Genomic DNA, 26,046 nt, shown 5'->3' with positions numbered 1-26,046 from the left:
CGAATTACCCTAATTCTCACAAATTGCTTCAAACATAACTACCCATAATTTGCGTCTTTGCGGTAAAAATCTCCTCTTCTCCTTTTCTCCTCTTCTCCCATTCACCTATCACCTATTACCTATCACCTATCAACCACAAATTACTTCAAATTCTCCCAATACCAAGCAACTGCTTCTTTTAACCCTTCTCTCATGGAATACTTTGGACTGTAGCCTAATAATTCTTTTGCTTTATCTATGCTTGCTAATGAATGAGGTATATCTCCTGCTCTATTTGGACCATATATAACCTCAACATTTGCAATTTCTGCATCAAATTCTGATAAAAACTCTTTTAGATAATTTATTAAATCATTTAGCGTTGTTCTATCCCCAAAAGCTGTGTTATAAACTGTATTTATAGCCTCTGGATTTGAAGTTAACAAAGCTTTTTCATTCATTTGAATCACATTGTCAATGTAGGTAAAGTCTCTTGAAAACATTCCGTCTCCATTAATCACTGGACTTTCATGATTGATAAATTGCGATACAAATTTAGGAATAACGGCTGCATAAGCTCCATTTGGGTCTTGGTTTCTTCCAAAAACATTAAAATAACGCAATCCGATAGTCTCTAATCCATAAGTTGAACTAAAAATTGTAGCATATAATTCGTTAACATATTTAGTAATAGCATAAGGAGATAATGGTTTTCCAATAACGTCTTCTACTTTCGGCAATCCTTTTGAGTCTCCGTAAGTTGAAGAACTTGCTGCGTAAACAAAACGTTTTACATTTCCATCCCTAGCAGCCACTAACATGTTTAAAAATCCAGACACATTCACATCATTTGAAGTAATTGGATCTTTAAGGGAACGTGGAACACTACCCAAAGCCGCTTGATGCAGAACATAATCTATCCCTTCTACCGCTTTTTTACAAGTATCTAAATCCCTAATATCCCCTTCAATTAAAGTGAAATTTGGATTTGCCTTGAATTTTTCAATATTGTGTCTATGTCCTGTCGCAAAATTATCTAGACAAGTAACATTGTTATTATTAGCTAAAAAGTACTCGCATAAATTAGAACCTATAAATCCGGCTCCACCTGTAATAAGTATTTTTTTGTTTGTTAAAATTTCCATTTATTGTTTTTTTCTAAACCAATTTAAGAATTTGTTTTTCTTTTTTGATTCTTTGTAATCCTCTCCATAAGCTCCATATCCATGTTTATAGTTATACCCATAACCATATTTTGACTCGTTAAGAAAATCATTAAGAATTATACTTATATTATGCAATTCACCTCTTTTGTGTTTTTCATTGACAACAGATAACATCCCTTTCTTAGTGACTCCTTGGCGAACTACATAGAGTGTTGCATCACAATATTGAGCTAACTCAAGTGCATCTGCTACAAGTCCAACAGGTGGTGTATCTAAAATTATATAATCATATTTTAGTTTAAGTTCTTCAATCATTTCTTTCATTGATTCACTTATAATAAGCTCAGCTGGATTAGGAGGCACTGGTCCTGATGTAATCAAATCAAGGTTAGGAATATGTGTTTTCTGAATTATTTCATCTAATGTTTTTTGTCCAATTAAATAATTCACTGAACCAATAATATTATCTATTTTAAAATCATCAAATAGTTTTGGTTTTCTTAAATCTAAACCAACTATTACTGTTTTTTTACTACTCATCGCAAAAACAGTTGCCAAATTCATGGTACAAAAAGTCTTTCCTTCTCCACTAATTGATGAAGTTAGCATTACTATTTTAGGCCCTTCTATTTTTTGTTTCTTATATATAAATTGAAGAGATGACCTTATGCCTCTAAATGATTCTGATAATGTAGAATTAGATTTTTCAAAAACAGCTAAATTTCCATTGTCCTTATTATTACCGATAACTCCAATTATTGGAATTTTTGTTAGTTTTTCAATGTCTTCTGTTGTATTTATTGAATTGTCCAACAACGTTTTAACAAAGACCACGATAAAAGGAATTCCTAAACCGAGTAACAAGGCTAAAATATAGTTCACACTTGTTTTAGGTCCAATTAAACCATCGCCCACATCTTTAGCTGGATCAATAAAATCAACATCTGATAAATTAGAGGCTTTTATAATATTTGCCTCTGCTCTTTTCTCAAGGAATGTAGTATATATATTATCTTTAAGATTGAATTTTCGGGTAAATTTTATTAGGTCTTGCTGCTGATCGGGTAATTGACTAATAGTGCTTTCTGCTGTATTAATATTACTCGAAAGTAGTGACAAATCAATTTGTAAGGCACTTTTTGAACTGGCAATATTATTTAGCAATACCTTTTTAACGGATTCCATTTGCACATCGAATTCGGCAAACATCTTGTCATTTTTAACCGAGTAGGCTAATTCAGATCGCTCCGCAGAAAGTTCAATTAATCTGGACACATTGCCTATAATATTTGGATCTTCAATTCCGGCTACTGAAGGAGCTGGTAATTTTGAATAATCGTTGTTTTTTTCTAGGTAATTTTTTAGTAAATTATAATAGGCAATTTTTCTATTGACAATATCTTTTTCTACATCATACTCAGATAATTTTGATGTTAATGCTTCTCCACCGCCTTCAAGCATATATACATTTTTATCTCTTCTAAAGTCCTTAAGATCTCCTTCCGCTTGATTCATTTGTTTTTCAACATCAATCAGTGTGCTGTCAATGAACCTAATGGTGTTGGTTGCAAATTGGTTTTTACTCTCTAATTGGCGTCTTTTTAAAGTAGTAACCGTTGCGTTAAGAAAATCAACTAATCTAGCTTTATTTGTTCCTGCTTTTGCAATTTTAATAATCGAACCTCCTTTAATGTCTGCTTCAACATCTACGTTTCTATACCCCGCAACTGTTCCATTAAAATCTGAAAACTTAATGAAATATTCTTGCTTTAGATTGTTAAGATTCATCAAATCTTGGGTTACTTTAAAACTTAAAAAAGGCAGTTCAATTTTTTCATTTATGTTGAACGTTTTTACAAAATCACCAATAGGCACTTTAGTACTGCTATTAGTGTTGTCAGCATAATGATATAAATTAGCTATAGAGTTCTCAAAAGTGGTTGAGAGTTCAATTTGATTTTGATTTAAAAACTTTATCTTAAGTAATTGATTGGCAATTTGTCCTTTATTTTCATCTATAATAACTTTAAATGGTGTTTCTCCATAAGCATCTTGAAGACTAAACTCCCCCTGTTTAAGGTAATTTATATAAAACTGTAACTCTTTAATAACAACCTCATTGTGTGATCTTGATTTTAATGTAGTAATTACGGTTTGTACTTTATCTGATGTTCCGCCCCAATTAAACACCAAACTTGTGCTTGATGAAAAAAGTTGGTTGTTTTCATCTTTGACAACTATTAAAGTCTCCATTCCGTAAATCTTTTCTTTACGGATATTTACTTGGTAGGCAACTGTAAACGTTAAAATTAAACACAAGATAAACCACTTCCAATAGCTTATTAACTTTGACAAAAAACCCTTGAAGTCAAAGGTGTTTTGGGTTTCTAAAATATTAAAATCTTTTATATCTAACATGGTTAATTTCTAATCAATAAAATTGTAGTTGTAACTAAAGATAAGGCTGTAATTATTGTACCCAGTGTTTGTATACCAGTTGTTCCTGTTCCCCATGATTTTTGTCTCAATGGTTTCACAATAATGTAATCATTAGGCTGAATGTAAAAATTAGGTGAATTTACAATAGTTGCGTCTGTTAAATCTAGTGAAAACATTTCAAAACCATGCGGTTGTTTTCTTAATATTTGGACTTCTTTTCTATTACCTGTTAGATTTATATCACCCGCATTGGCAATAGCTTCTAGAATCGTAACCTTTTCTTGAAACAACACTTGAGTTCCTGGCTTTGCTATTTCTCCGTTGATTGTATAATTAAAACCAGCTAACTTTACGGTAACAAAAATTCTAGCTTCTGCTGTAAAATATTCATCTGTTAATTTCTTTTCTACAGCGGCTCTTATTTCTTCTATTGTAAATCCTAAAACATTAATTTCTCCTAAAACTGGAATTCTAATATTGCCGTGTTGGTTTACATTATATCCAGAAAAATATATAGTTTGTGGACTTGGCATCTGATTTGACTGTGATGACGCACTAAACATAGCAACTAGTTTTGGGTCTAATGCTTTTATATTTATACTTAAAATATCGTTGACTTGAACTCTATAAGGCTTAGCATCAAATTCATTTATTGTGATTCCTTCTGGTTTATTTCCATAATCTTGAAGATAAATCAAATCTTTGTTTGGAATACACGAAAACAATGATGTTGCGACAATAAATAGTATAAAAAACTTTAAAATTCTCATTCCTTAGAAATTAGTAGGCAAATATAAACAAAACCTTTAAAAGAGTAATAAATATAACACTATTAAACTGTTAAACGTTTTTTATGGACATTTCAAATGGAATTCTGTGTAATAAACTTCTTCCAAGTGTTACTTCATCTGTATATTCTAGTTCGTCTCCAATAGCTATTCCTCGTGCAATTGTTGAGACATTAATTTGATAGTCTTGAATTTGTTTGTAGATGTAGAAATTTGTGGTATCGCCTTCCATGGTTGAACTTAAGGCAAAAATCAACTCTTTTACTTCTCCTAATTTTACTTTTTCTACAATAGGAAAAATACTTAATTGTGAGGGACCAACTCCATCTATTGGTGAAATTCTACCTCCTAAAACATGGTATAATCCTTTGTATAAACCTGTGTTTTCGATAGCCATTACATCTCGAATGTCTTCCACCACACAAATTATAGATTTATCTCTTTTTGGATTTAAACAAATATCACAAACATCATTATCCGACAAAGTATTGCAATTGTTGCAAAACTTAATTTCTAGACGCATGTGTTGCAAGGCTTCGGTTAAAAACTGCGTTTGTTCTTTGGGTTGTTTTAATAAATGAAGGACTAAGCGCAAGGCTGTTCGTTTCCCTATTCCGGGCAATTGAGCCATTTCATTTACGGCCTTTTCTAATTTCTTTGATGATAATTCCATACGTTACAAATATAGTTATTTCAATAAAAAATTTGTACTTAATTTTATTCTATTATTTTTGTGCAAAAAACTAACCCCATGCAACCTATATCCATTTTACTTCTTGTACTTGCTTATTTTACTGTACTTATTTTGTTTTCGTACTTTACAGGAAGAAAATCAGAAGAAAATAATGATACTTTTTTTAAAGCCAACCGACAATCTCCTTGGTATTTGGTAGCTTTTGGAATGATTGGAGCTTCACTTTCTGGTGTGACCTTTATTTCTGTTCCTGGAAAAGTGGAAGCCGCTCAATTTGCTTACTTTCAAATTGTAATTGGATATATTTTAGGTTATTTTATTATTGCCACTGTACTACTTCCTTTATATTATAAATTACAATTGACCTCTATCTATACTTATTTAGATGAACGTTTTGGAAATTACTCTTATAAAACTGGGGCTTGGTTTTTTATCGTTTCAAGAACTGTTGGGTCGAACTTAAGGCTTTTATTAGTGGCTGATGTTTTGCAAACTTTAGTTTTTGAACCGCTTGGTATTCCGTATTGGATAACCGTTACTTCTATAATTTTCTTAATTTGGGTTTACACTAATAAATCAGGCATAAAAACCATTATTTGGACTGATACTTTACAGACCTTGTTCATGTTAGTTTCGGTTGTGATTTGTATTGTCGTTGTTTCTCAAGATTTAGGCTTGAATATTTCTTCTATCTCATCTTATGTTGCTGATAGTGATTTTTCTAAGACCTTTTTCTTTGACGATTTAAGTTCGCCAAAATATTTTTGGAAACAATTTTTCTCAGGTGCTTTTATTGCAATTGTGATGACAGGTTTAGACCAAGATATGATGCAGAAAAATTTAACTTGTAAAAGTTTAAAAGATGCCCAAAAGAATATGTTTTGGTTTACGATTGTCTTAACCTTTGTAAACTTTCTATTCTTAGTATTAGGGTTGTTATTTACAGAATACGCTTTGAAAAACGGAATTGATGCTCACAAAGATCAATTGTTTGCTGTTTTAGCTAACAATTATCTTGGCGTTGTAGTTGCTTTTAGTTTTATTCTTGGCCTTATAGCTGCTGCTTTTTCATCTGCAGACAGTGCATTAACTTCTTTAACTACATCTTTTAGTATTGATATTTTGAATATTGAGAAAAGATACGACGCTGCAAAACAAGTTGCCGTTAGAAAGAAAATTCACTTGCTATTTGTGGTGATTTCCATACTTGTTATAATGGTTTTCAAATATGGATTTAATGATGTAAGCATCATTGACAAAGTATTAAAATTCGCAGGATTCACTTATGGTCCTTTACTAGGACTATACAGTTTTGGGTTATTTACCAAATGGAATGTAAAAGACAAATTAGTACCTATTGTAGCTATACTAGCTGTACTAATCTCTCTTTTATTAAATGCTTACGGTGAAGTTTGGTTTAATTACACCTTTGGCTTTGAAATCTTAATGGTAAATGGTTTTTTAACTTTCCTTGGCTTAATATTGATTCGTAGAAAGTAAAACTAAGGTACAAGCTTCTTCATATTTAATGCTGTTTGCTTTAAGCAATTGATAAAATTCAGGGTTTTCTGTACCTGGATTAAACAAAACTCTTTTTGGCGTTAAACCAATAATGTAATTGTAATAATCTCTTTGAGCTACTGCATTAAGGTACAAAGAAACAGTATGTATTTTTGTTGCAGGAATTGCTTTTGCTTGAATAGTTACTCCAGCTACTTCGCCAACTTTTTGACCAATTGCTACTACCGTATGGTTGTGTTCTACTAAACTATTAATGGCTTTAAAACTATATCTTTCTGGATTTGTTGAGGCTCCAATTACTAATGTCTTTTTCATATCTGTTTTTTAATGGCACAAAAATACGAATAAACAATTTATAAATATTTCCTAACTGTTGTATTTAACTTTAATTTTATAATTAATTTTAAATAAAAATGCTTTTTAACATTTCACACAACGACAAAAAAATCAAGAAAACCATTAATGATTTAGTGGGAAAACCTTTCGGACTTCTAGAAAACATAAAACTGAGAGGGGTTGGTTCACCGAGATTACTGATCACAAAAGCTAGTCAGGAAATCGGATTGATTTTAAACAAAAACAACGCGACAAAACACGCTAATGTAGAGATAAGACCTAATGGAATTATAATTGGTTTTCAATCGCAATTAGAAGTTTATGCCTTAGTCATCCCTTTTTATAAACTAGTGGTTTTTAAACCTGGTAATTTGATTACCTTCCACATTGATCATCATTTTATAAGCATTGATACTTCAAAAAATGTCAAAAAAATAAAGGAATTCATGAATAAAGTTGACAATCAAAAAATGAAACAACCTTACGAATTCATAAATTAATGTTTTAATAAAACGAAATAAAACTATTTATACTACATTTGTAAAAAAAATAAATGGAAGTATTCTTACTCTTATTTGCTGCATTATTTTCAGTTTTAAACCCTATTGGAACTGTTCCTATATTTGTAGGATTAACTGAAGGATACACTAAAGGTGAACTTTCCAAGACCTCTTTATGGACAGCCATTAATGTGTTTATCATTTTAATGATTGCTTTTTTTGTTGGACAATATGTTTTATCTTTTTTTGGAATTACCATAACTGCTTTAAAAATTGCTGGTGGAATTATTATTACTAATTCAGGTTTTGGCTTGTTGAATGGTAAATTCAGTAAAAACAAAGGAATTAATAAAAAAGCAGAAGAGGAAGCACAAGAAAGAAGTGATATTGCATTAACTCCTTTAGCCATGCCAATGCTTGCTGGTCCAGGATCCATGTCTTTATTAATTGCTTTTTATCAGCAATTAAAAGAATCTGACAAAATGATTACTACTTATGAAATTCTGAGTTCTTGTTTTGCTATTTTAGCGGTTGCCTTGAGCATCTATTTAATCTTAAGAAGTGCTTATTTTTTATCTAGAATCTTAGGTGCCTCTGGAATTGTTGCTATTTCTAGGATTGTAGGCTTCTTAACTATTGCTATTGGAATTCAATACATTATAAGTGCTATTTTGAGCATTGTAAGAGGTGTGTAAACAATTGCCAAATTTTATTAAATCAAACGCTATTATTTCTTTTTTTTCTTAACTTTAAGAAAATTTAAAAACAATGCGAATTCTTCTTACTGGTGCAAATGGTTATGTTGGCAAAAGACTTTTACCTGAATTACTAAACAACGGTCATGAAGTGGTCTGTTGTGTAAGAAATAAAAACAGACTTGGACTTGATGCCGCAACGCTTGCCAAAATAACTATCTGGGAACTTGACTTCTTAGAAGAACCATCCCTTGAAAATCTCCCTGCTAAGTTTGATGTTGCTTTTTACCTGATTCATTCTATGTCCTCTTCTACTGATAAATTTGATGAATTAGAATCTAAAGCCGCTAAAAATTTTAATACTTATTTAGATGAAATTGGTGTAAAGCAAGTTGTTTATCTTAGTGGAATTGTCAACCAAGACACCCTTTCCAAACACTTGCAATCGAGGTTAAACGTAGAAGAAATTTTATATGAAGGGAATTTTAAAACTACCGTTTTAAGAGCTGCCATAATTGTTGGCTCTGGAAGTTCTTCTTTTGAAATTATTAGGGATTTGTGCGAAAAACTGCCTTTAATGATTACTCCAAAATGGGTTTTGACAAAATCTCAACCTATTGCTATACGCGATGTGATTCAGTATTTAATTGGCGTTATGTTGAATGAAAAATGCTATGATGATTCCTTTGATATTGGTGGACCAGATATTATTACTTACAAGCAAATGATGCTTTCCTATGCTAAGACCAGAAAGATAAAACTTTGGATCTATACTATACCGGTTATGACCCCAAAACTATCTTCTTATTGGTTGTATTTTGTCACCTCAACATCTTATAAATTAGCTGTAAATCTAGTAGATAGCATGCGCATGGAAGTTGTTTGTAAAGACAATCGTTTACGCGACATCTTAAACGTACAACCCATTTCGTATGTTGAAGCCATCAAATTAGCCTTTTTGAAAATTGAACAAAATTTAGTGGTTTCAAGTTGGAAAGACAGCTTGGTAAGTGGTCGATTTAAAGAAGATTTAAGCGGTTACATTCAGGTTCCAACTTATGGTTGTTTAAAAGATGAGAAATCAATTCAAATTGAAAATCCAGAAAAAGTATTAGAAAATATTTGGTCTATTGGTGGTGAAAAAGGTTGGTATTATGGCAATTGGCTTTGGGAAATTAGAGGTTTCATGGATAAAGTAGTCGGTGGTGTTGGCTTGCAAAGAGGGCGAACCCATTTAAATGAAATTGCCTCTGGTGATTCTCTAGATTTTTGGCGTGTTTTATTAGCCGATAAAAAAGAAAAAAGATTGTTATTGTTTGCTGAAATGCGTTTGCCTGGTGAAGCTTGGTTAGAGTTTAGAATTGATGAAAACAATGTTTTACACCAAATTGCGACTTTTAGACCCAAAGGTTTATTTGGAAGGTTGTATTGGTATAGTTTAGTTCCGTTTCACTATTTTATTTTTGGTGGAATGATAAGGAATATTGCGAAAACAACTTCATAAAATTCCAAAAAATAAAAATTCCAAACTCCAATTTAGATATTTGGAATTTGGAATTTTAGTCTTGAATTATTTTTAACTTTATTTTTTAGGAAGAAAAATTTCAGCCATCATGCAACGAGCACTTCCACCACCACAAGCTTCAATAGTATCTAAACTTGAACTTAAAATGGTAGCATGTTTTTCTAATTTTTCAATTTGCTCTGGCGTTAAACTTTCATGAGCTGATTTACTCATTACTAAATAACTTTTATCGTCTGTTCCTTTTAATTGCAACATGTTACCCGCAAAGTTATTTACTTGATCTTCTGTAATTAAAATAATTTCTTTTCCGTCGTCTTTTAAACTTTTTAAGACTTGTTTTCTTTCGCTTTTATCATCAATACAATCTGAACAAATTACGACAAAAGTTTCTCCTAAGCACATCATTACATTGGTATGATAGATTAGTTTTCTTTCACCATCAACTGTTTGATAAGCTTCAAAAATAACGGGTCCCATGTCAAAATCTTCACAGAATTCAATCATTAATTCTTCATCAGCTCTTGGCGATAAAGCACAATATGCTTTACCGTTAGCTCTATCTAACAAAAGACTTCCTGTTCCTTCCAAGAAAATTTCGTCTTCTTCTGCTGACGTATAATCAACAATGTCATTTAATTTAAATCCTTTATCTTCTAATAAATCTAAGATATCTTCTCTTCGTTCTGCACGACGATTTTCAGCAAACATTGGATATAAGGCTACATCACCATTTTCGTGAAAAGAAACCCAATTGTTTGGAAAAATACTATCTGGTGTGTCTGGATTTTTAGTATCATCGACAACGGTTACATCGACACCAACCATTTTTAGTTTTTGTACAAAAGTATCGAACTCTTCTTGCGCTTTTGCGTTTACGTTTTCCGGAGTTAATCCGTCTAATACTTTTTGGTAATAATTATTTACAGCTGTTTGTTCGTTCATACGAAAAGCCACTGGACGAATCATTAAGATTGAATTTGTTGTTTGTTTCATGTTTTATTTTGTTGAGTCGTTGCATTGCAATGACTGTACATTTATCTATTTAATTTTAATCTCTAATTAGTGGTAAAGTTGAACATCTTAATAAGCCTTCTTGTTTTGCAATTTCAGCATACGGAATTTCTTCTACAGTAATTCCTTTTTCTCTTAACCAAGTATTTAGTCTCGTGAAGTTTTTTTCTGAGACCACAACATCTGGTGCAATTGAAAAAATATTTGAATTCATGTTATACATTTCATCACGTGTAATGTGAAATAAATTTTCTTTTCCGAAAAGTTTGACTAAATACATGTAATCTGCTTCTTCGCGAAAACCACTTTTGTAAATGATTCCTTTATCCGTTCCTACTGGTTGAAAACAGCAATCCAGGTGTAAAGCATTGTCTTTGGCTTCAATTTTTGACTTTACTAAATCAAATTCTTTTACAATTTTATTTGGAAACAATTCTTTGATATACTTTACTCCAGCCATATTTGTTCTAGCTGTGATATAGTCTTTGTAATCTGACCCTTTATAGGTTCCTATAAAAATATAATCGTTCCATACCATTACATCACCACCTTCAATGTGGACTTCTTCTGGTGGACGAACTACTTTTTTTGGATCAATTTGATCTATTACATACTGAATAGCGTCTAATTCTCTTTCTCTATCTGGAAGAATATTGGCTTTAATGAAAGTGTCTTCAATTACAAAACCAATATCTCTTGTAAAAATTTGATTGTAATCTTCTATCATCTCTGGACGAAAAACTTTGACATCATATTTTTGAAAAACTTGATTAAAAGCTTCCATTTCTTTAACCATATCTTCTTCTACAGGATATGTTCCTGCTAAGATATGCTCTAATGATTTTGGATCATAAGCTTCTTCTACCGATGGTGTTGGACCATTACTTGTTGCAGAGCCTAAAACTACTGCTCTTAATCGCGATGATTCATTTTTAACATTTAATTCTAACATAGATTTGCTTTTTGACATTGTGCAAAGATAAATAACTGCATGTGCATTTAAACGATAAAATTGTTTAATTTTCCACATAGTTATTAAATAACGATATTATTTAAATCTTTTATTTACATTTGATTAACTAAAAACAAATAACAAATTAATTATGGGAATTTCAAGTTTTTTTGGTTCACTTTTTGGAAAAGCAAAAGGAACTATCGACAGTGTAAGTGACAAAGTTGAAGACATGGCAGAAAATGCTATTGACAAAGCAACCGATGTGGCTGGTGATTTAAAAGAAAAAGCATCTGGTCTTATTGATGATGCCTCTGAAAAATTAGACGAAATGGGTGTAGGTGAAAAGGTGTCTGGTTTTGTTGAAACTGCAAAAGAAAAATTAGAAGATGCATCAGAATGGGTAGAAGAAAAAGCTGATGACGCAAAAGAAGCTGCTTCAAATTTTGTAGATAAAGCTGAGGATAAAATAGATGATTTAAGAGGTAAAAAAGATAATTTCGAACAAGCTGATTAATTCTTTTTTTAAGATATAAAAAAATCCCGTTTCAAATTGAAACGGGATTTTTTGTTTTTATCTGTTTTTCTCTTCAGTAAAAGGTCTTAATGTATGACCTGTATAAACTTGTCTTGGTCTTCCGATTGGTTCCCCGTTTAAACGCATTTCTTTCCATTGTGCGATCCAACCTGGTAAACGTCCAATGGCAAAAAGAACTGTAAACATTCCAACAGGAATTCCCATAGCACGATAAATGATTCCTGAATAGAAATCAACGTTTGGATATAAATTTCTTGTTTTGAAATATTCGTCTTCTAAAGCCACTTTTTCTAATTCTCTTGCAATGTCTAATAATGGGTCGTCAACACCTAAGGCATCTAAAACATCATTAGCAGCTTGTTTGATTATTGTTGCTCTTGGATCAAAGTTTTTATAAACTCTATGACCAAATCCCATTAAACGGAATGAATCATCTTTGTCTTTTGCTTTTAAAACATATTTTGCAACATCACCACCGTTGTTATGAATTTCTTCTAACATTTCTAACACCGCTTGATTTGCTCCACCATGCAAAGGCCCCCAAAGTGCAGAAACTCCAGCAGAAATTGAGGCAAACAATCCAGCATGAGAAGAACCAACTATCCTAACTGTAGATGTAGAACAGTTTTGCTCATGATCTGCATGAAGGATAAATAATTTATCTAAAGCATCAATTACTTTTTTGTCAAACTTGTAAGGTTGTGTTGGAACTTCGAACATCATTCGCATGAAGTTTTCTACATATCCTTTTGTGTTATCGTAATAATTTAAAGGTAAACCCATAGACTTTCTGTACGTCCAAGTAGCGATTACTAAGAATTTTGCCATTGTTTTACAAACAGCATCATACATTTCTTTTTCGTTATTTGGATTAACTGGTTTTGGATTAAAAGCTGTTAATGCAGAAGTCAAAGCCGCTAAAACACCCATTGGATGAGCTGTTTTTGGAAAACCATCAATGATGTTTTTCATTTCTTCATTAACTAACGTATGCTTTCTAATATCGTTTTCAAATTTTTCTAACTCTGCTTTTTTTGGTAATTCCCCAAAAATCAACAAATAAGATACTTCTAAAAAATCAGCTTTTTCTGCTAATTCTTCGATTGAATATCCTCTGTAACGCAATATTCCTTCTTCACCATCTAAAAAAGTAATTTCGCTTTTACACGAACCTGTATTTTTATATCCTGGATCAATTGTAATTGCTCCGGTAGCACTTCTCAATGTACCTATTTCAATAGCAACTTCATTTTCTGTTCCAACAATTATTGGAAACTCATATTTTTTGCCATCTATTTCTAATGTAGCCGTTTTTGACATAATAGTATTGGTGTTTTTTTCTTGTAAATTAATCAATCCCACAAAATTACTGAATTACTTGTTAATTAAAAAGGAAAAATGAACTACATTTCGTTAATTATTCTATAAAATTGCAAAGTTGGTATATATTTCTGTTTTATTATGACTTTTAACAATTCAAATATTTAAAAACTTTTAACTTTAGTTTTATTTAGGAACATGAATTTTAACGCAGAAATTTATAAAGTTTTTAGTAAAAAAATATTTTAAGTAGAAAAGTAAAACTTTTTTTTCTCCATCTTTAAAATTGATTTAAAAAAACGAACCCTCACAGCTTATGAAGAACTGAGAGGGTAATTAACAAACAATTATATTTTTTATTCTTTAATTAATTTTTCTACTTTTTGACCTGTTTCTGTTTTTATCATTAGAAAATAAATTCCGTTTGTGTAATTTGAAATATCTACTGCTTCGATGTTTTGGTTTGTGATTTTAGTTTGAATTATTCTTCCTTGCATATCATATATTTCTATGGAATTAATTGTTGAATTTGCTTTTATGTTTACAATATCTTTTGAAGGATTTGGATTAATCCCTACAGAGTTATCAATTGTTACAACAGAATTACTTAATACTTGAAAAGTTGTATTGGCTAAATTTGTAACTATTGGAAAATTATAATCATAAAAAATTCTGGCTTGATTAGTAATTGTATCACTTGATTGCAAAGTATCATCGGTTTTAATTTTTAATAAAATATTGCCATGACCTCCTGTATCTAGCATTGCATTTTCAAGAATAAATTCAACAATATTCCCAGAAATTCTTGTGTAACAATCATGTGAGGTATTTAATATTTGTAAGGTGTTAATTTCAAAATGAGCTTCATTAATATCCATTCTTAAAACAATATTATTAGCAACAGCTGTTCCTGTATTTTCAAAATTAATTATGTAATGTAAATAATCCCCAATTACAGTCAACGGAGCATTTGATCCTTCTACGCAAGTAATAGTGTTTGTTATAAAAGAATCTACTACAGTTTCATTGTAGACATAAGTATTATCTAAAACCGTCTCATCTCCAACTATGGGTTCAATTGAAGTAGAAAAAAGCAACACATCACCACTATTGACAGGAACAATATCTGTTGTTGAATTGATATTGAATTTAACCTCAAAACTTCTACTTTCAAATGGTATTAAATTAGAATAACTCCATTTTAATTGACCTAAAGCATTTTGTGATGGTGTAAAAGTAGAAGAAATAAAATCCATTAAATTTTGATTGTAATTTAAAGTTATACCATCTACTTGACTTAAGGTTTGATTGCCTTTATTTTTATAAACTAGTTGATAAACTGCATCTTGACCTGAACGAGATGGAAAAATTGGTGCAATCACAATTTCTAAATCAGGATGAAACCCATTTGGAGTAATACAAAAATCTTGAATAACTTCATTGTTATTGATGTCTACAAAGGGTATGGTTGCAATACTAGGGGAAATGGTAAACCAATTTGGATTTTCGATACTTGGAGTTACTGTAAAAGTTCCATCTTGCGTGTAAAAACCATAATTTCCAATAAAACTAGAAAAAGCAGCTCCTTGATTTGTTCCATCGTTGATGTCAATTCTAATATTTGGTTGTGGTAAATCTTGTATATCACAACCATTTGAATTAGCATCGAAAATTATTTTTCCTTTTATGGTGTTGTAGTTTCCACCGGGTAAAAAAGTGCAATAGGAATTTAGAACATAATCATTAGGATTTCCCAAACCCGCATTACCTAATTGAATACTTTGAATTTGTGATTCATCGGCACAAATGTATTGTAGATTTGGACAATTTGCTGCCCAAATAAATTCATCAATACCATTTTTAATGAATATGGTTTCTAAAAGACTGTTTTCACTACATCTTAATATTTGAAAATAATCTGTTACACTTTCAATATTAAGGGTGGTAATCAAGTTATTGTTGCACTCTAACCTATTTAAAAAATTTAGACCATCTACATTTATGTCAGTTAGTAGATTGTTATTTAATACCAATTCTACAACATTTGGTATTTGTTGCAAATTAAGTGAAGTTAGTTGATTGTTCGTCACATAAAAACCACCAATTGAAGTGCCTTGTAAATTGATAGATGATAACAAATTGTTAGAACAATTTAAATATCCTAAATTTGATAATCCTTGTACATTTAATGAAGTTAATTGAGAATTTTGGCAATCTAAATTTATTAAACTATTAAGTTGAGTTACATCTAATGTAGTTTGTAATATTCCTCCACAATCTAAGTTTTTTAAATTAGGAAGATTTTGAAGATTTAAATTTATTATTGGATTGGCACCACAAGCTAGCTCCTCTAAATTTAAAAAATTTTGTAAAGTTAAAGAGGACAAATTATTAAATGAGCATGCTAAATATTCTAAGTTTACTAATGAATCTATATTTAAAGACTGTAAAAAATTATTATTACATTCTAATCGAGTTAAATTTGTAAAAGCATTAATACCTTCTAAAGAAGTAATCTTTTCACTATCTTGTATATAAAAGCCACTTAATCGAAAATAAGTAACTTGTAAAGCTTCACTTACCTGAATTTCGCCATCGCTATTAGCATCAAGTGTTATCCACGTATTTGGACCACTACTAGCAATTAGTTCCGTTGGTGAAGCTGCAAGCAGTCGTGCTTTAAATTTTGGATCTGGAATATTTACTACAACTGATGAATCAAAAACTTTTAACACATAACTTCTTACTACAAAACAATTGGAAACATTATCGGTTACACGAAACCAAATGGTTTGCAAATTACTTCCCGTGAATGAAGTTGGATTTGCTATTTGATTAGTTACATTAAAAGCATCTGCTTGCGTTGAAAAGTAGGTAATCTGATGATTTGTATTTGTAGACACTAAGCCATTTCGAGAAGTTAAATCAAAATTAGCAAAGCCATCAAATGGATTTTCATAAATAGCATAAGCCGGAATGTTGTTATTAATTGCAATTGTGTTTACAATTAGTTGTAAACTTGTAGTTGAAAAACTACTTGGATTGCTATTGTTTTGTACCCTTACAAAAATAGTTTGACTTCCTGAAGTTGTGTTTATGTAGGGACTCGAAATCACATTATTATTGAGAAATGAACCTACATTAGATGCATGATAACTCACTGAAAATGTAGCTGGATTCAAAGTGCCTAAAATTTCAGCATTTTTAGATGTCAAATCAAACGGCTCTAATCCATCGTTGTTAGTGTCGCAAACTGATAATGGTGTTGGATTTATAATTGATGGTGATTGAGCCATTGCGAAATAGGAATATCCTAGCAAGAATATGTAAAGTATTTTTCTCATGATTTCTATATTTTGTATAAATTTAATACTGTTTTATTTATTTTTTATTACTCAATGAGTAAATGCGTGTTTTCAATTAGAATTCGCGTTTGTGTTTAGATTCTTAGATTCTGAAACGAGTTCAGAATGACAAATATTTTATATGGTTTTCAAGATTTCTTGTAAACGTTCTCGTTTTCGTTGCGAAATAGGTAAATGACTTTCATCAGCCATAATTACATAACCACCCTCTTTTTTAATATAAGATTTTAAATAATTCAAATTAATTAAATGCGATTGATGTATGCGTTCAAATCCGTGTTCGGTTAATAGTTCTTCATATTCTTTCAAGGTTTTTGAAATCATTACTGGTTTACTATTTTTAATATAAAACTTGGTATAATTGTCTTCGCTTTCACATCGAATAATATCACTAATATCAAACAAATGAATTCCATCTGAAGTAGAAAGTGCTATTCGCTTAAAATTATCAACCTTTTTTCTGATGTTTTCCAACAACAAATCAATGTGAGCATAATCATTAGTTTTCTCTAAAACGGATTCTATTTTTACAATCACTTTTTGTAATTCATCTGGATCAACTGGTTTCAGTAAAAAATCTAAAGCACTAAATCGAAATGCTTTTATGGCATATTGTTCGTGTGCCGTAATAAAAACGATGTTCGACTTAATAGTTCCATTTTTGACCGCTAATTGTTCCAAAATATCAAAACCTGTCCCGTCATTTAATTGAATATCCAAAAACACAACTTGCGGTTTTAAGGTATCCATTGCTTCGATACCAGTTGCAACACTATCAGCTTCACCAATGATTTCTATATTGGGAGCAAATCGTTCCAACAAACCTTTCATTCCTTCTCTAAGGTTTTGGTCATCGTCAATTAATATGGCTTTTATCATAATTTTAAGGTTATGAGTTTTTAGGTTTAAAAGGTTAAAAGGTTTTACAAAAAATTCTATACTATATATTGTAAGGGTAAATGCAAAATCACTTTTGTTCCGGTTATTTTATTTTCTTCTGTTAATTCTTCAATTTCAATGGTAGCTTTTTTTGATGTTGAGGAAGCAATCATTTCCAATCGTTTGGTGATAATATCTAAAGCCATTGATTTGTGTGCCACAACCGAATTTTCTTTGTTTAACTTGGATTGATTGATTCCAATTCCGTCATCTAAAATAGTACAAATTAGGGAATCATCCTTTATTGAAAAATCGATAGTTATATTTCCCATTTCTTTTTTCGGGATTACTCCATGAATTATTGCGTTTTCTACAAAAGGCTGAATTAATAAAGGCGGTAAAGCTACATCATCTTCAATATCAGCACTTTTTTGAATGTTAAAATTAAATTTGTGATTAAATCGTAGTTGTTCTAGCTCCAAATAATTTTGTAAACTTTCTATTTCTTTATCAATTGGAATTAATGATTCTTTAGAATATTCTAAAGTCAATCGCATTAATTTTGAGAATTTAGACAAATATTTTATAGCTGAATCTGTTCCGTTTTGCACAATAAAACTCGAAATTGAACCCAAACAATTGAATACAAAATGTGGATTCATTTGTAAGTGCAAAGCTTTTTGTTCGTATTCAGCTAATTCTTTTTGTAGCGTTAAAGTCTTTTTAAGTTGCGTTCTGTTGTAAATTAGAAATCCAATTCCAAATAACAACAAAGCAATTAATGCTCCGAATATTAATTTTAATTTAGAACTTTTAGCTTCTTCTTTTAGCAACAATTCTCTTTTATCGTTTTCTTCTTTTTGTAGTAATTCTTTCTTTTCAAATTCATAATTCATGGAAGCTTCAACTGATCTTCTGATGTTTTCTTCATTAGTCAAACTGTCTTTTGCTACACTATATTTTTGAAAATGTTCTAAAGCTAAATTTGAGTTACCTTTTTTAGCATAAATCTCACTCAATAATTTTTCTGAAACTGCTTTTTGTTCTAATACATTAATTTCAGTGGCTAAAGTCAATGCTTTATTAGTATTTTGAAACGCTTCATCTAATTGGTTTTTCGCCAAATAAAATTGACCTAAAAAAATATAAGTATCAGCCAAACCAAATTTATCATCAATACTCTGGAACGTTTTAATTGAATTATTCCAACTCGAGATTGCTTCGTTATCTTGATTTTTTTCTACATAGTACAAACCCATATTATTGTACCATTCCCCTAAAGCTCTTGGATTTGGATTTTTCTCTAAAGCTTTTTTGGCTAAGGTGTAATATTCTGAAGCTTTGTCTAAACTTTTCTGTTTAAGGTAAATGTTTGCTATATTGGTTAAAGTGATTCCGACATTAACATCTTGTAATTTATCTTGAATTTTTTGTGCTTTAATAAAATATTCTAAGGCTTTGAAATCCGAATTTTGAGATTTATAAACGACTCCAATGTTGTTGTAGATTTTAGAGCATTTGCTTTCATCTTTTAAACTTTCATAAATTTTCACGGATTTTAGGTAAAATTCTAGAGCTTTTGCGTAATTGCTTTGTTCTGAAAAAACGATTCCCATGCTACCATAAGCTTTGGCTAAACCTTGAGCCACTTCTTTTTTAGTAGATGAAGTGTTGTTTTCTTCAAAAATATCTTTAGCTAAAATAAAATTATCTAGTGCTTTTTTATAATCGCCTAAAATGATGTTTGAAGTTCCAATGTTTAAATAAGCATTCCCTTCTTCTACTTTATATTTGATTTTTTTGGCTAATTGTAACGCTTGATTTCCGTATTCAGCCATTTTAGTTGGATCAGAATATTTGTATTGATCTGCAATAGCATTTAGCACTATTGTTTTATCAATGTCGTTTTTTGCTTTTTTTAGTTCATTTTGCAAGCTATCTAGCACTTTATCTTGTGCTTGAACGACTGTTGCAATGATTAAAAAAAGATATAGAAGTATTTTTGTTCTCATTTATTTATTATTGATAAACAAATGTAACATTTCCTTGTTAGGAATTTATAGTGATTTAGAATTTGAGTGTTTTGAATGAGAATTTGAGATAAAAAAAGCAAACCCTTCTAAAGTTTGAAACTCTAGAAGGGTTTAAATGCTAAAATACTGAAATGAATTCAGCACTAGCAAATTCAGTATAACAGTTAATGTCTTATTTTTGCTTAAAAGCTTTCATTCCTGGAAAATAAGCTACTTCAGCTAATTCTTCTTCGATTCTTAATAATTGGTTGTATTTTGCCATTCTATCAGAACGTGAAGCTGAACCTGTTTTAATTTGGCCACAGTTTAAAGCTACTGCTAAATCAGCAATAGTGTTATCTTCTGTTTCTCCAGAACGGTGACTCATTACTGATGTATAACCAGCATTGTGTGCCATGTTTACAGCTGCAATTGTTTCTGTTAAAGTTCCGATTTGGTTTACTTTAATTAAGATTGAATTGGCTGTGTCGTTTGCAATTCCTTTAGCTAATCTTTCAACGTTTGTTACGAATAAATCATCCCCAACTAATTGTGTTTTATCTCCAATTAATTCTGTTAAGTATTTCCAACCTTCCCAGTCGTTTTCGTCCATTCCGTCTTCGATAGAAATGATTGGGTATTTTTTTGATAAATCTGCTAAATATTCAGCTTGTTCTTTTGATGTTCTTACTTTTCCTGTTGGTCCTTCAAATTTTGAATAATCATATTTTCCGTCAACAAAAAATTCTGCTGCAGCACAATCTAAAGCAATCATTACATCATCACCAAAAGTATATCCAGCATTTGTAACAGCTAATTTGATAGAGTCTAAAGCGTCTTCTGTTCCTCCTTCTAAATTTGGAGCAAAACCACCTTCATCACCAACTGCTGTTGACAAACCTCTATCGTGTAATACTTTTTTAAGGTTGTGGAAAATTTCAGTTCCCATTTGCATTGCTTCTGTAAACGTTTTTGCTTTCACTGGCATAACCATAAATTCTTGAAATGCAATTGGAGCATCAGAATGAGAACCTCCATTGATGATATTCATCATTGGAACTGGTAACGTATTAGCAGAAACTCCACCAACATATCTATATAAAGGCATTCCTAATTCGTTTGCTGCTGCTTTTGCAACGGCTAAAGAAACTCCTAAAATTGCATTCGCCCCTAAATTAGATTTATTTGGCGTACCATCTAATTCAATCATCATTTTGTCAATAGAATTTTGCTCAAAAACTGACATTCCAACAACTTCTGCTGCTATATCTGTATTTACATTTTCAACAGCTTTTAAGACTCCTTTTCCTAAGTAAGCTTTTCCTCCATCACGTAATTCAACGGCTTCGTGTTCTCCTGTTGAAGCACCACTTGGCACAGCTGCTCGTCCTAAAACTCCGTTTTCTGTAATTACATCAACTTCTACAGTTGGATTTCCGCGAGAATCAAATATTTGTCTTGCGTGTACTTTGATAATTATACTCATTTTTTAATGATTTTTTAAAATTCGGTATACAAATTTAAACATTCTATATTTTAAACGCCAATAAACTTATAAACGATAACGTTTTAGTTAAATTGTTACAATCTTATTCTTTTTTTAATTTCTTAAAAAACCTAACAAGTTCTGAAAACGTGTTAGGTTTAAATCTTATTAAACTTCTTGTAAATTTTGTTTCTTTATATTCTCTATAAAAGTATCGAACAAATATTCAGCATCATGTGGTCCTGGACTTGCTTCTGGGTGATATTGTACTGAAAAACAGTTTTTAGATTTCATTCGCATTCCGGCTACAGTATCATCATTTAAGTGTAAATGCGTGATTTCCATATCTTGATTTTTTTCTAATTCTTCTTTATTTACAGCAAATCCGTGATTTTGAGAAGTGATTTCTCCTTTACCTGTCAACAAGTTTTTTACAGGATGATTAATTCCTCTATGACCATTGAACATTTTATAAGTCGAAATTCCATTGGCTAAAGCAATTACTTGATGTCCTAGACAAATTCCGAATAACGGTTTATTGTTAGCGATAATTTCTTTTGCAGTGTTTTGTGCTTGATGTAATGGCTCAGGATCACCAGGTCCATTTGATAAAAAATATCCATCTGGATTAAAACTTTTTAAATCTTCATAAGAAGCGTCAAAAGGAAATACCTTTATGTAGCAATCTCTTTTTGCTAGGTTTCTTAAAATATTAGTTTTAATTCCTAAATCTAAAGCTGAAACTTTATAAGTGGCTTTTTCGTCACCATAAAAATAAGGTTCTTTAGTAGAAACTTTAGAAGCTAATTCTAAACCTTTCATGTTTGGAACATTTGCTAATTGATCTTTTAAATCCTCAATTGATGTGCCGTCTGTTGAAATAATTGCATTTTGTGCTCCATTATCTCTAATATAGCTTACCAAAGCCCTTGTATCAACATCTGAAACAGCAACGATATTTTGTTTTTCAAAATAATCATATAAACTTTCAGAAGCGTCTGGTCTAGAATAATTGAAACTAAAGTTTTTACAAATAAGTCCAGCGATTTTTACTCCATCTGATTCTACATCATTTAAGCTTACACCATAGTTACCAATATGAGGATTGGTTGTTACCATAATTTGCCCGAAATAAGAAGGATCTGTAAAAATTTCTTGGTAACCGCTCATTCCAGTATTGAAACAAACTTCGCCAAAGGTTGTACCGCTAATTCCGATTGATTTTCCGTGAAAAATAGTTCCATCTGCTAGTAATACGATGGCTTTTTGTTTAGTAGTGTATTGCATTTGTTGTGTGTTGTTTTGCAAATTTAGTGTAATTCTTTTTTCTAAAAAAATAAGTTTATAAACATTCGAACAGATTCTCTTCTAGCCCTGATGGGAATGGCATCCTTTTATTGCGAAATTATAGTATCATTATAAGTTTGCTTCGTTCCTCGCAATAAAAGATAGAATGGACAGCAGGAATTACATAACCCAATAAAGCCCAAGCCTTAATACTCCAAAAAATCATAGTTATAAATATCTTCAAAACCTTTAACCACCCCACCCTTTGGGCACCCCTCCAGAGGAAGGGAAAATAAAAACCAAAAAAAAAGGATAAACTAAAAATTAGCTTATCCTTTTTTGTATTTATGAATAGATATTCATTATTCTGCTTTATCAGTAGATTCTTCAGAAGTTTCAGGAGCAGGAGTTTCTGCAACAGGAGCTTCAGTAGTTGATTCCGCTTTTTTAGCTTTACCACCTCTACGGCTTCTTCCTTTTTTCTCTTCTTTTTTACCACCATTGTACAATTCATTGAAGTCAACTAACTCAATCATTGCCATATCAGCGTTATCTCCTAAACGATTACCCAATTTGATGATACGAGTGTATCCTCCTGGACGATCTCCAACTTTAGCAGCAACTTCTCTGAATAACTCAGTAACTGCATATTTGTCTCTTAAATAAGCGAAACAAATACGACGATTATGTGTAGTATCTTCTTTTGATTTTGTAACTAACGGCTCAAAAAACACTCTTAAAGCTTTCGCTTTTGCAACTGTTGTATTGATACGTTTGTGCTCAATAAGTGAACAAGCCATATTTGCAAGCATAGATGCTCTATGTCCTTTTTGTCTACTTAAATGATTGAATTTTTTTCCGTGTCTCATGACTTATTTTTTAACCCTCATCTTGCTACAATCCACTATTGGAGAGCAAAATATGAAGTAATTTATTCTTTATCTAATTTGTATTTTGCTAAATCCATACCGAAAGTAAGACCTTTCACAGCGACTAATTCGTCTAATTCTGTTAAAGATTTTTTACCAAAGTTACGGAATTTCATTAAGTCGTTTTTATTGAAAGACACTAAGTCTCCTAAAGTGTCAACTTCAGCTGCTTTTAAACAATTTAAAGCTCTAACTGATAAATCCATATCCACAAGTTTAGTTTTTAACAACTGTCTCATGTGTAATGACTCTTCGTCATAAGATTCTGTTTGAGCAATTTCGTCAGCCTCAAGTGTAATTCTTTCGTCAGAAAACAACATAAAGTGATGAATCAACGTTTTAGCTGCTTCAGTTAATGCATCTTTTGGATTAATTGAACCATCCGTTTGGATTTCGAAAACTAACTTTTCATAGTCAGTTTTTTGCTCCACACGAAAGTTCTCAATAGAATACTTAACATTTTTTACTGGTGTGTAAATTGAGTCAGTATATATTGTACCAATTGGTGCATTTGCTTTTTTGTTTTCTTCTGCTGGAACATATCCTCTACCTTTTTCGATAGTAAGTTCCATATTAATTGAAGTTTTGCTATCAAGGTTACAGATAACTAAATCTGGGTTTAAGATTTGGAAACCAGAGATGAATTTTTGAAAATCACCTGCAGTTAACACCTCTTTACCTGATAGAGACATTGAAACAGACTCGTTATCGATATCTTCAATTTGACGTTTAAAACGTACTTGTTTAAGATTAAGGATAATTTCTGTAACGTCTTCAACTACACCAGGAATTGTAGAGAACTCATGTTCTACACCTTCAATTTTTACTGATGTTATTGCAAAACCTTCTAATGCAGAAAGTAAAACTCTTCTAAGTGCATTACCAACTGTCAATCCGTAACCAGGTTCTAAAGGTCTGAATTCAAACTTACCTTCAAAATCGGTTGAATCGATCATGATAACTTTATCGGGCTTCTGAAAATTAAATACTGCCATAATTCGCTTAATGTGTATTTTTATTTGTTATACAACTCTACGATTAGTTGCTCTTTAATGTTTTCTGGAATCTGAAGTCTTTGAGGAACAGATACGAAAGTACCTTCCTTAGTATCATTGTTCCATGTAATCCACTCATAAACTTGAGATGCATTAGATAAAGAACGATCGATAGCTTCAAGAGATTTAGATTTTTCACGAACAGCTACTTTATCACCTGGTTTGATGTGATAAGAAGGAATGTTCACTAATTCACCATTTACAGTAACGTGTCTGTGCGAAACGATTTGACGTGCACCTCTACGAGAAGGAGCAATACCCATTCTGTATACTACGTTGTCTAATCTTGATTCACAAAGTTGTAAAAGGATTTCACCTGTTACACCAGAAGCTGCAGATGCTTTTTTGAATAAGTTTCTGAATTGTTTTTCTAAAATACCGTAAGTATATTTAGCTTTTTGCTTTTCCATTAACTGGATAGCATATTCAGATTTTTTACCTCTTCTTTTAGACATTCCATGTTGTCCAGGAGGATAATTTCTTTTTTCGAAGGCTTTGTCTTCTCCGAATATTGCTTCGCCAAATTTACGAGCAATTTTAGTTTTTGGACCAGTATATCTTGCCATTTCTAATTGTTTAAGATAGAGATTATGAATTCAGGTCTAATCCTTCGATAATCGTAATTCTATCTAGTTTATACTAAAATATTTTTTTAAGAGTGCAAATATAGTAAATATATTTGATTAAACTCTTCTTCTTTTTGGAGGACGACATCCATTATGAGGCATTGGTGTTACATCAATAATTTCTGTAACTTCAATTCCACCATTATGTAATGATCTGATTGCAGATTCTCTACCGTTTCCTGGTCCTTTAACGTAAACTTTTACTTTTTTAAGACCAGCGTCAAGAGCTACTTTTGAACAATCTTCTGCTGCCATTTGAGCTGCGTATGGAGTGTTCTTTTTAGAACCTCTAAAACCCATTTTACCAGCTGAAGACCAAGAAATAACTTCACCTTTCTTATTTGTTAAAGAAATAATGATGTTGTTAAAAGTTGCACTAATATGAGCTTCTCCTGTTGATTCAACAATAACTTTACGTTTTTTTGTAGTTGCCTTAGCCATATTACTTATTATTTAGTTGCTTTTTTCTTGTTTGCAACAGTTTTTCTTTTACCTTTTCTTGTTCTTGAGTTGTTTTTAGTTCTTTGACCTCTTAAAGGAAGACCCGCTCTATGACGAATTCCTCTATTACAACCAATATCCATTAAACGTTTGATGTTTAATTGAACTTCTGAACGTAATTCACCTTCAATTTTGAAAAATGATACAGCTTCACGAATTGCTCCGATTTCTTCATCGTTCCAATCTGAAACTTTTTTGTCTTCGCTAACTTGAGCTTTTTCTAAAATCTCTTTAGCTCTGCTATTACCAATACCAAAAATGTATGTTAAAGCAATAACTCCTCTTTTCTGTTTAGGTATATCTACCCCTGCTATTCTTGCCATAATTATCCTTGTCTTTGTTTAAATCTAGGATTCTTTTTGTTGATTACGTATAATCTGCCTTTTCTTCGTACAATTTTGCACTCGGCACTTCTTTTTTTAACTGATGCTCTTACTTTCAT

The 26,046-nt window shown here is 31.2% G+C and carries 24 protein-coding genes; 5 read left to right on the top strand and 19 right to left on the bottom strand.

What is annotated here, in order from left to right:
* Positions 1-140: 140 nt before the first annotated feature.
* From G507_RS0113010 to recR, 4 genes are all read right to left on the bottom strand, one after another.
* The gene (locus G507_RS0113010) at positions 141-1,124 is read right to left on the bottom strand and encodes an SDR family oxidoreductase (RefSeq protein ID WP_026717896.1); all 984 of its coding nucleotides are present in this window, start codon (positions 1,122-1,124) and stop codon (positions 141-143) included.
* Positions 1,125-3,563: an exopolysaccharide transport family protein gene (locus G507_RS0113005; RefSeq protein WP_026717895.1), complete on the bottom strand. Its 2,439-nt coding sequence runs from the start codon at positions 3,561-3,563 to the stop codon at positions 1,125-1,127.
* Between the two features lie 2 nt (positions 3,564-3,565).
* A complete protein-coding gene (locus G507_RS0113000; protein ID WP_026717894.1) occupies positions 3,566-4,354 on the bottom strand; it encodes a polysaccharide biosynthesis/export family protein in 789 nt (262 codons plus the stop codon).
* A gap of 70 nt (positions 4,355-4,424) precedes the next feature.
* Positions 4,425-5,045 carry a recombination mediator RecR gene (gene recR / locus G507_RS0112995; RefSeq protein ID WP_026717893.1) on the bottom strand — a complete coding sequence of 207 codons (621 nt, stop codon included), beginning with the start codon at positions 5,043-5,045 and terminating at the stop codon, positions 4,425-4,427.
* A 78-nt stretch (positions 5,046-5,123) separates the two neighbouring features.
* Between recR and G507_RS0112990 the strand changes: the two genes are divergently transcribed.
* Positions 5,124-6,566, top strand: coding sequence for a sodium:solute symporter (locus G507_RS0112990; RefSeq protein WP_026717892.1), 1,443 nt, complete (start codon positions 5,124-5,126; stop codon positions 6,564-6,566).
* Here G507_RS0112990 and G507_RS0112985 read toward each other — a convergent pair.
* Complete coding sequence (locus tag G507_RS0112985) at positions 6,543-6,902, bottom strand: CoA-binding protein (RefSeq protein WP_026717891.1); 360 nt, start codon at positions 6,900-6,902, stop codon at positions 6,543-6,545. The genes G507_RS0112990 and G507_RS0112985 overlap by 24 nt on opposite strands.
* A gap of 98 nt (positions 6,903-7,000) precedes the next feature.
* On the opposite strand from G507_RS0112985, the gene G507_RS0112980 reads away from it, so the two are divergent.
* The 3 genes from G507_RS0112980 to G507_RS0112970 all read left to right on the top strand — a co-directional run bounded on the left by G507_RS0112980 (position 7,001) and on the right by G507_RS0112970 (position 9,622).
* Positions 7,001-7,423, top strand: a complete 423-nt coding sequence (locus tag G507_RS0112980; RefSeq protein WP_026717890.1) for a hypothetical protein — start codon at positions 7,001-7,003, stop codon at positions 7,421-7,423.
* Between the two features lie 53 nt (positions 7,424-7,476).
* Positions 7,477-8,118 carry a MarC family NAAT transporter gene (locus G507_RS0112975; RefSeq protein ID WP_026717889.1) on the top strand — a complete coding sequence of 214 codons (642 nt, stop codon included), beginning with the start codon at positions 7,477-7,479 and terminating at the stop codon, positions 8,116-8,118.
* Between the two features lie 73 nt (positions 8,119-8,191).
* Entirely contained in the window at positions 8,192-9,622 is a 1,431-nt protein-coding gene (locus tag G507_RS0112970) for an SDR family oxidoreductase (RefSeq protein WP_026717888.1), read from the top strand.
* Positions 9,623-9,700: 78 nt separating this feature from the next.
* On the opposite strand, the gene ctlX is transcribed toward G507_RS0112970, so the two are convergent.
* Both ctlX and G507_RS0112960 read right to left on the bottom strand, forming a co-directional pair.
* Positions 9,701-10,636, bottom strand: coding sequence for a citrulline utilization hydrolase CtlX (gene ctlX / locus G507_RS0112965; protein ID WP_026717887.1), 936 nt, complete (start codon positions 10,634-10,636; stop codon positions 9,701-9,703).
* A gap of 55 nt (positions 10,637-10,691) precedes the next feature.
* Positions 10,692-11,606, bottom strand: a complete 915-nt coding sequence (locus G507_RS0112960; protein ID WP_026717886.1) for a dimethylarginine dimethylaminohydrolase family protein — start codon at positions 11,604-11,606, stop codon at positions 10,692-10,694.
* Between the two features lie 151 nt (positions 11,607-11,757).
* Between G507_RS0112960 and G507_RS0112955 the strand changes: the two genes are divergently transcribed.
* The gene (locus G507_RS0112955) at positions 11,758-12,123 is read left to right on the top strand and encodes a hypothetical protein (RefSeq protein ID WP_026717885.1); all 366 of its coding nucleotides are present in this window, start codon (positions 11,758-11,760) and stop codon (positions 12,121-12,123) included.
* A gap of 57 nt (positions 12,124-12,180) precedes the next feature.
* On the opposite strand, the gene G507_RS0112950 is transcribed toward G507_RS0112955, so the two are convergent.
* The 12 genes from G507_RS0112950 to ykgO all read right to left on the bottom strand — a co-directional run bounded on the left by G507_RS0112950 (position 12,181) and on the right by ykgO (position 26,046).
* A complete protein-coding gene (locus G507_RS0112950) occupies positions 12,181-13,464 on the bottom strand; it encodes a citrate synthase (RefSeq protein WP_026717884.1) in 1,284 nt (427 codons plus the stop codon).
* 356 nt (positions 13,465-13,820) lie between these two features.
* Positions 13,821-16,808, bottom strand: a complete 2,988-nt coding sequence (locus tag G507_RS0112945; protein ID WP_084518984.1) for a T9SS type A sorting domain-containing protein — start codon at positions 16,806-16,808, stop codon at positions 13,821-13,823.
* A 138-nt stretch (positions 16,809-16,946) separates the two neighbouring features.
* A complete protein-coding gene (locus G507_RS0112940) occupies positions 16,947-17,708 on the bottom strand; it encodes a LytR/AlgR family response regulator transcription factor (protein ID WP_026717882.1) in 762 nt (253 codons plus the stop codon).
* A gap of 56 nt (positions 17,709-17,764) precedes the next feature.
* Positions 17,765-19,720, bottom strand: coding sequence for a tetratricopeptide repeat protein (locus G507_RS0112935; protein WP_026717881.1), 1,956 nt, complete (start codon positions 19,718-19,720; stop codon positions 17,765-17,767).
* Positions 19,721-19,913: 193 nt separating this feature from the next.
* On the bottom strand, positions 19,914-21,206 hold the full coding sequence (gene eno / locus G507_RS0112930; RefSeq protein ID WP_026717880.1) for a phosphopyruvate hydratase: 1,293 nt from the start codon (positions 21,204-21,206) through the stop codon (positions 19,914-19,916).
* Positions 21,207-21,374: 168 nt separating this feature from the next.
* Complete coding sequence (carA, locus tag G507_RS0112925) at positions 21,375-22,493, bottom strand: glutamine-hydrolyzing carbamoyl-phosphate synthase small subunit (RefSeq protein ID WP_026717879.1); 1,119 nt, start codon at positions 22,491-22,493, stop codon at positions 21,375-21,377.
* A 362-nt stretch (positions 22,494-22,855) separates the two neighbouring features.
* Entirely contained in the window at positions 22,856-23,362 is a 507-nt protein-coding gene (rplQ, locus tag G507_RS0112920) for a 50S ribosomal protein L17 (RefSeq protein ID WP_026717878.1), read from the bottom strand.
* Between the two features lie 62 nt (positions 23,363-23,424).
* Entirely contained in the window at positions 23,425-24,417 is a 993-nt protein-coding gene (locus tag G507_RS0112915) for a DNA-directed RNA polymerase subunit alpha (protein ID WP_026717877.1), read from the bottom strand.
* Between the two features lie 20 nt (positions 24,418-24,437).
* Positions 24,438-25,043, bottom strand: coding sequence for a 30S ribosomal protein S4 (gene rpsD, locus G507_RS0112910; RefSeq protein ID WP_026717876.1), 606 nt, complete (start codon positions 25,041-25,043; stop codon positions 24,438-24,440).
* Between the two features lie 117 nt (positions 25,044-25,160).
* Positions 25,161-25,544, bottom strand: a complete 384-nt coding sequence (rpsK, locus tag G507_RS0112905; protein WP_026717875.1) for a 30S ribosomal protein S11 — start codon at positions 25,542-25,544, stop codon at positions 25,161-25,163.
* 8 nt (positions 25,545-25,552) lie between these two features.
* Positions 25,553-25,927, bottom strand: a complete 375-nt coding sequence (gene rpsM, locus G507_RS0112900) for a 30S ribosomal protein S13 (protein ID WP_026717874.1) — start codon at positions 25,925-25,927, stop codon at positions 25,553-25,555.
* A 2-nt stretch (positions 25,928-25,929) separates the two neighbouring features.
* Positions 25,930-26,046 carry a type B 50S ribosomal protein L36 gene (ykgO, locus tag G507_RS17580; protein WP_073370549.1) on the bottom strand — a complete coding sequence of 39 codons (117 nt, stop codon included), beginning with the start codon at positions 26,044-26,046 and terminating at the stop codon, positions 25,930-25,932.

The sequence above is a fragment of the Flavobacterium gelidilacus DSM 15343 genome (assembly GCF_000422685.1).
Classification (GTDB): domain Bacteria; phylum Bacteroidota; class Bacteroidia; order Flavobacteriales; family Flavobacteriaceae; genus Flavobacterium; species Flavobacterium gelidilacus.
The sequence above is the reverse complement of the archived record's forward strand: the minus strand, read 5'-3'. Positions and strand labels throughout refer to the sequence as shown.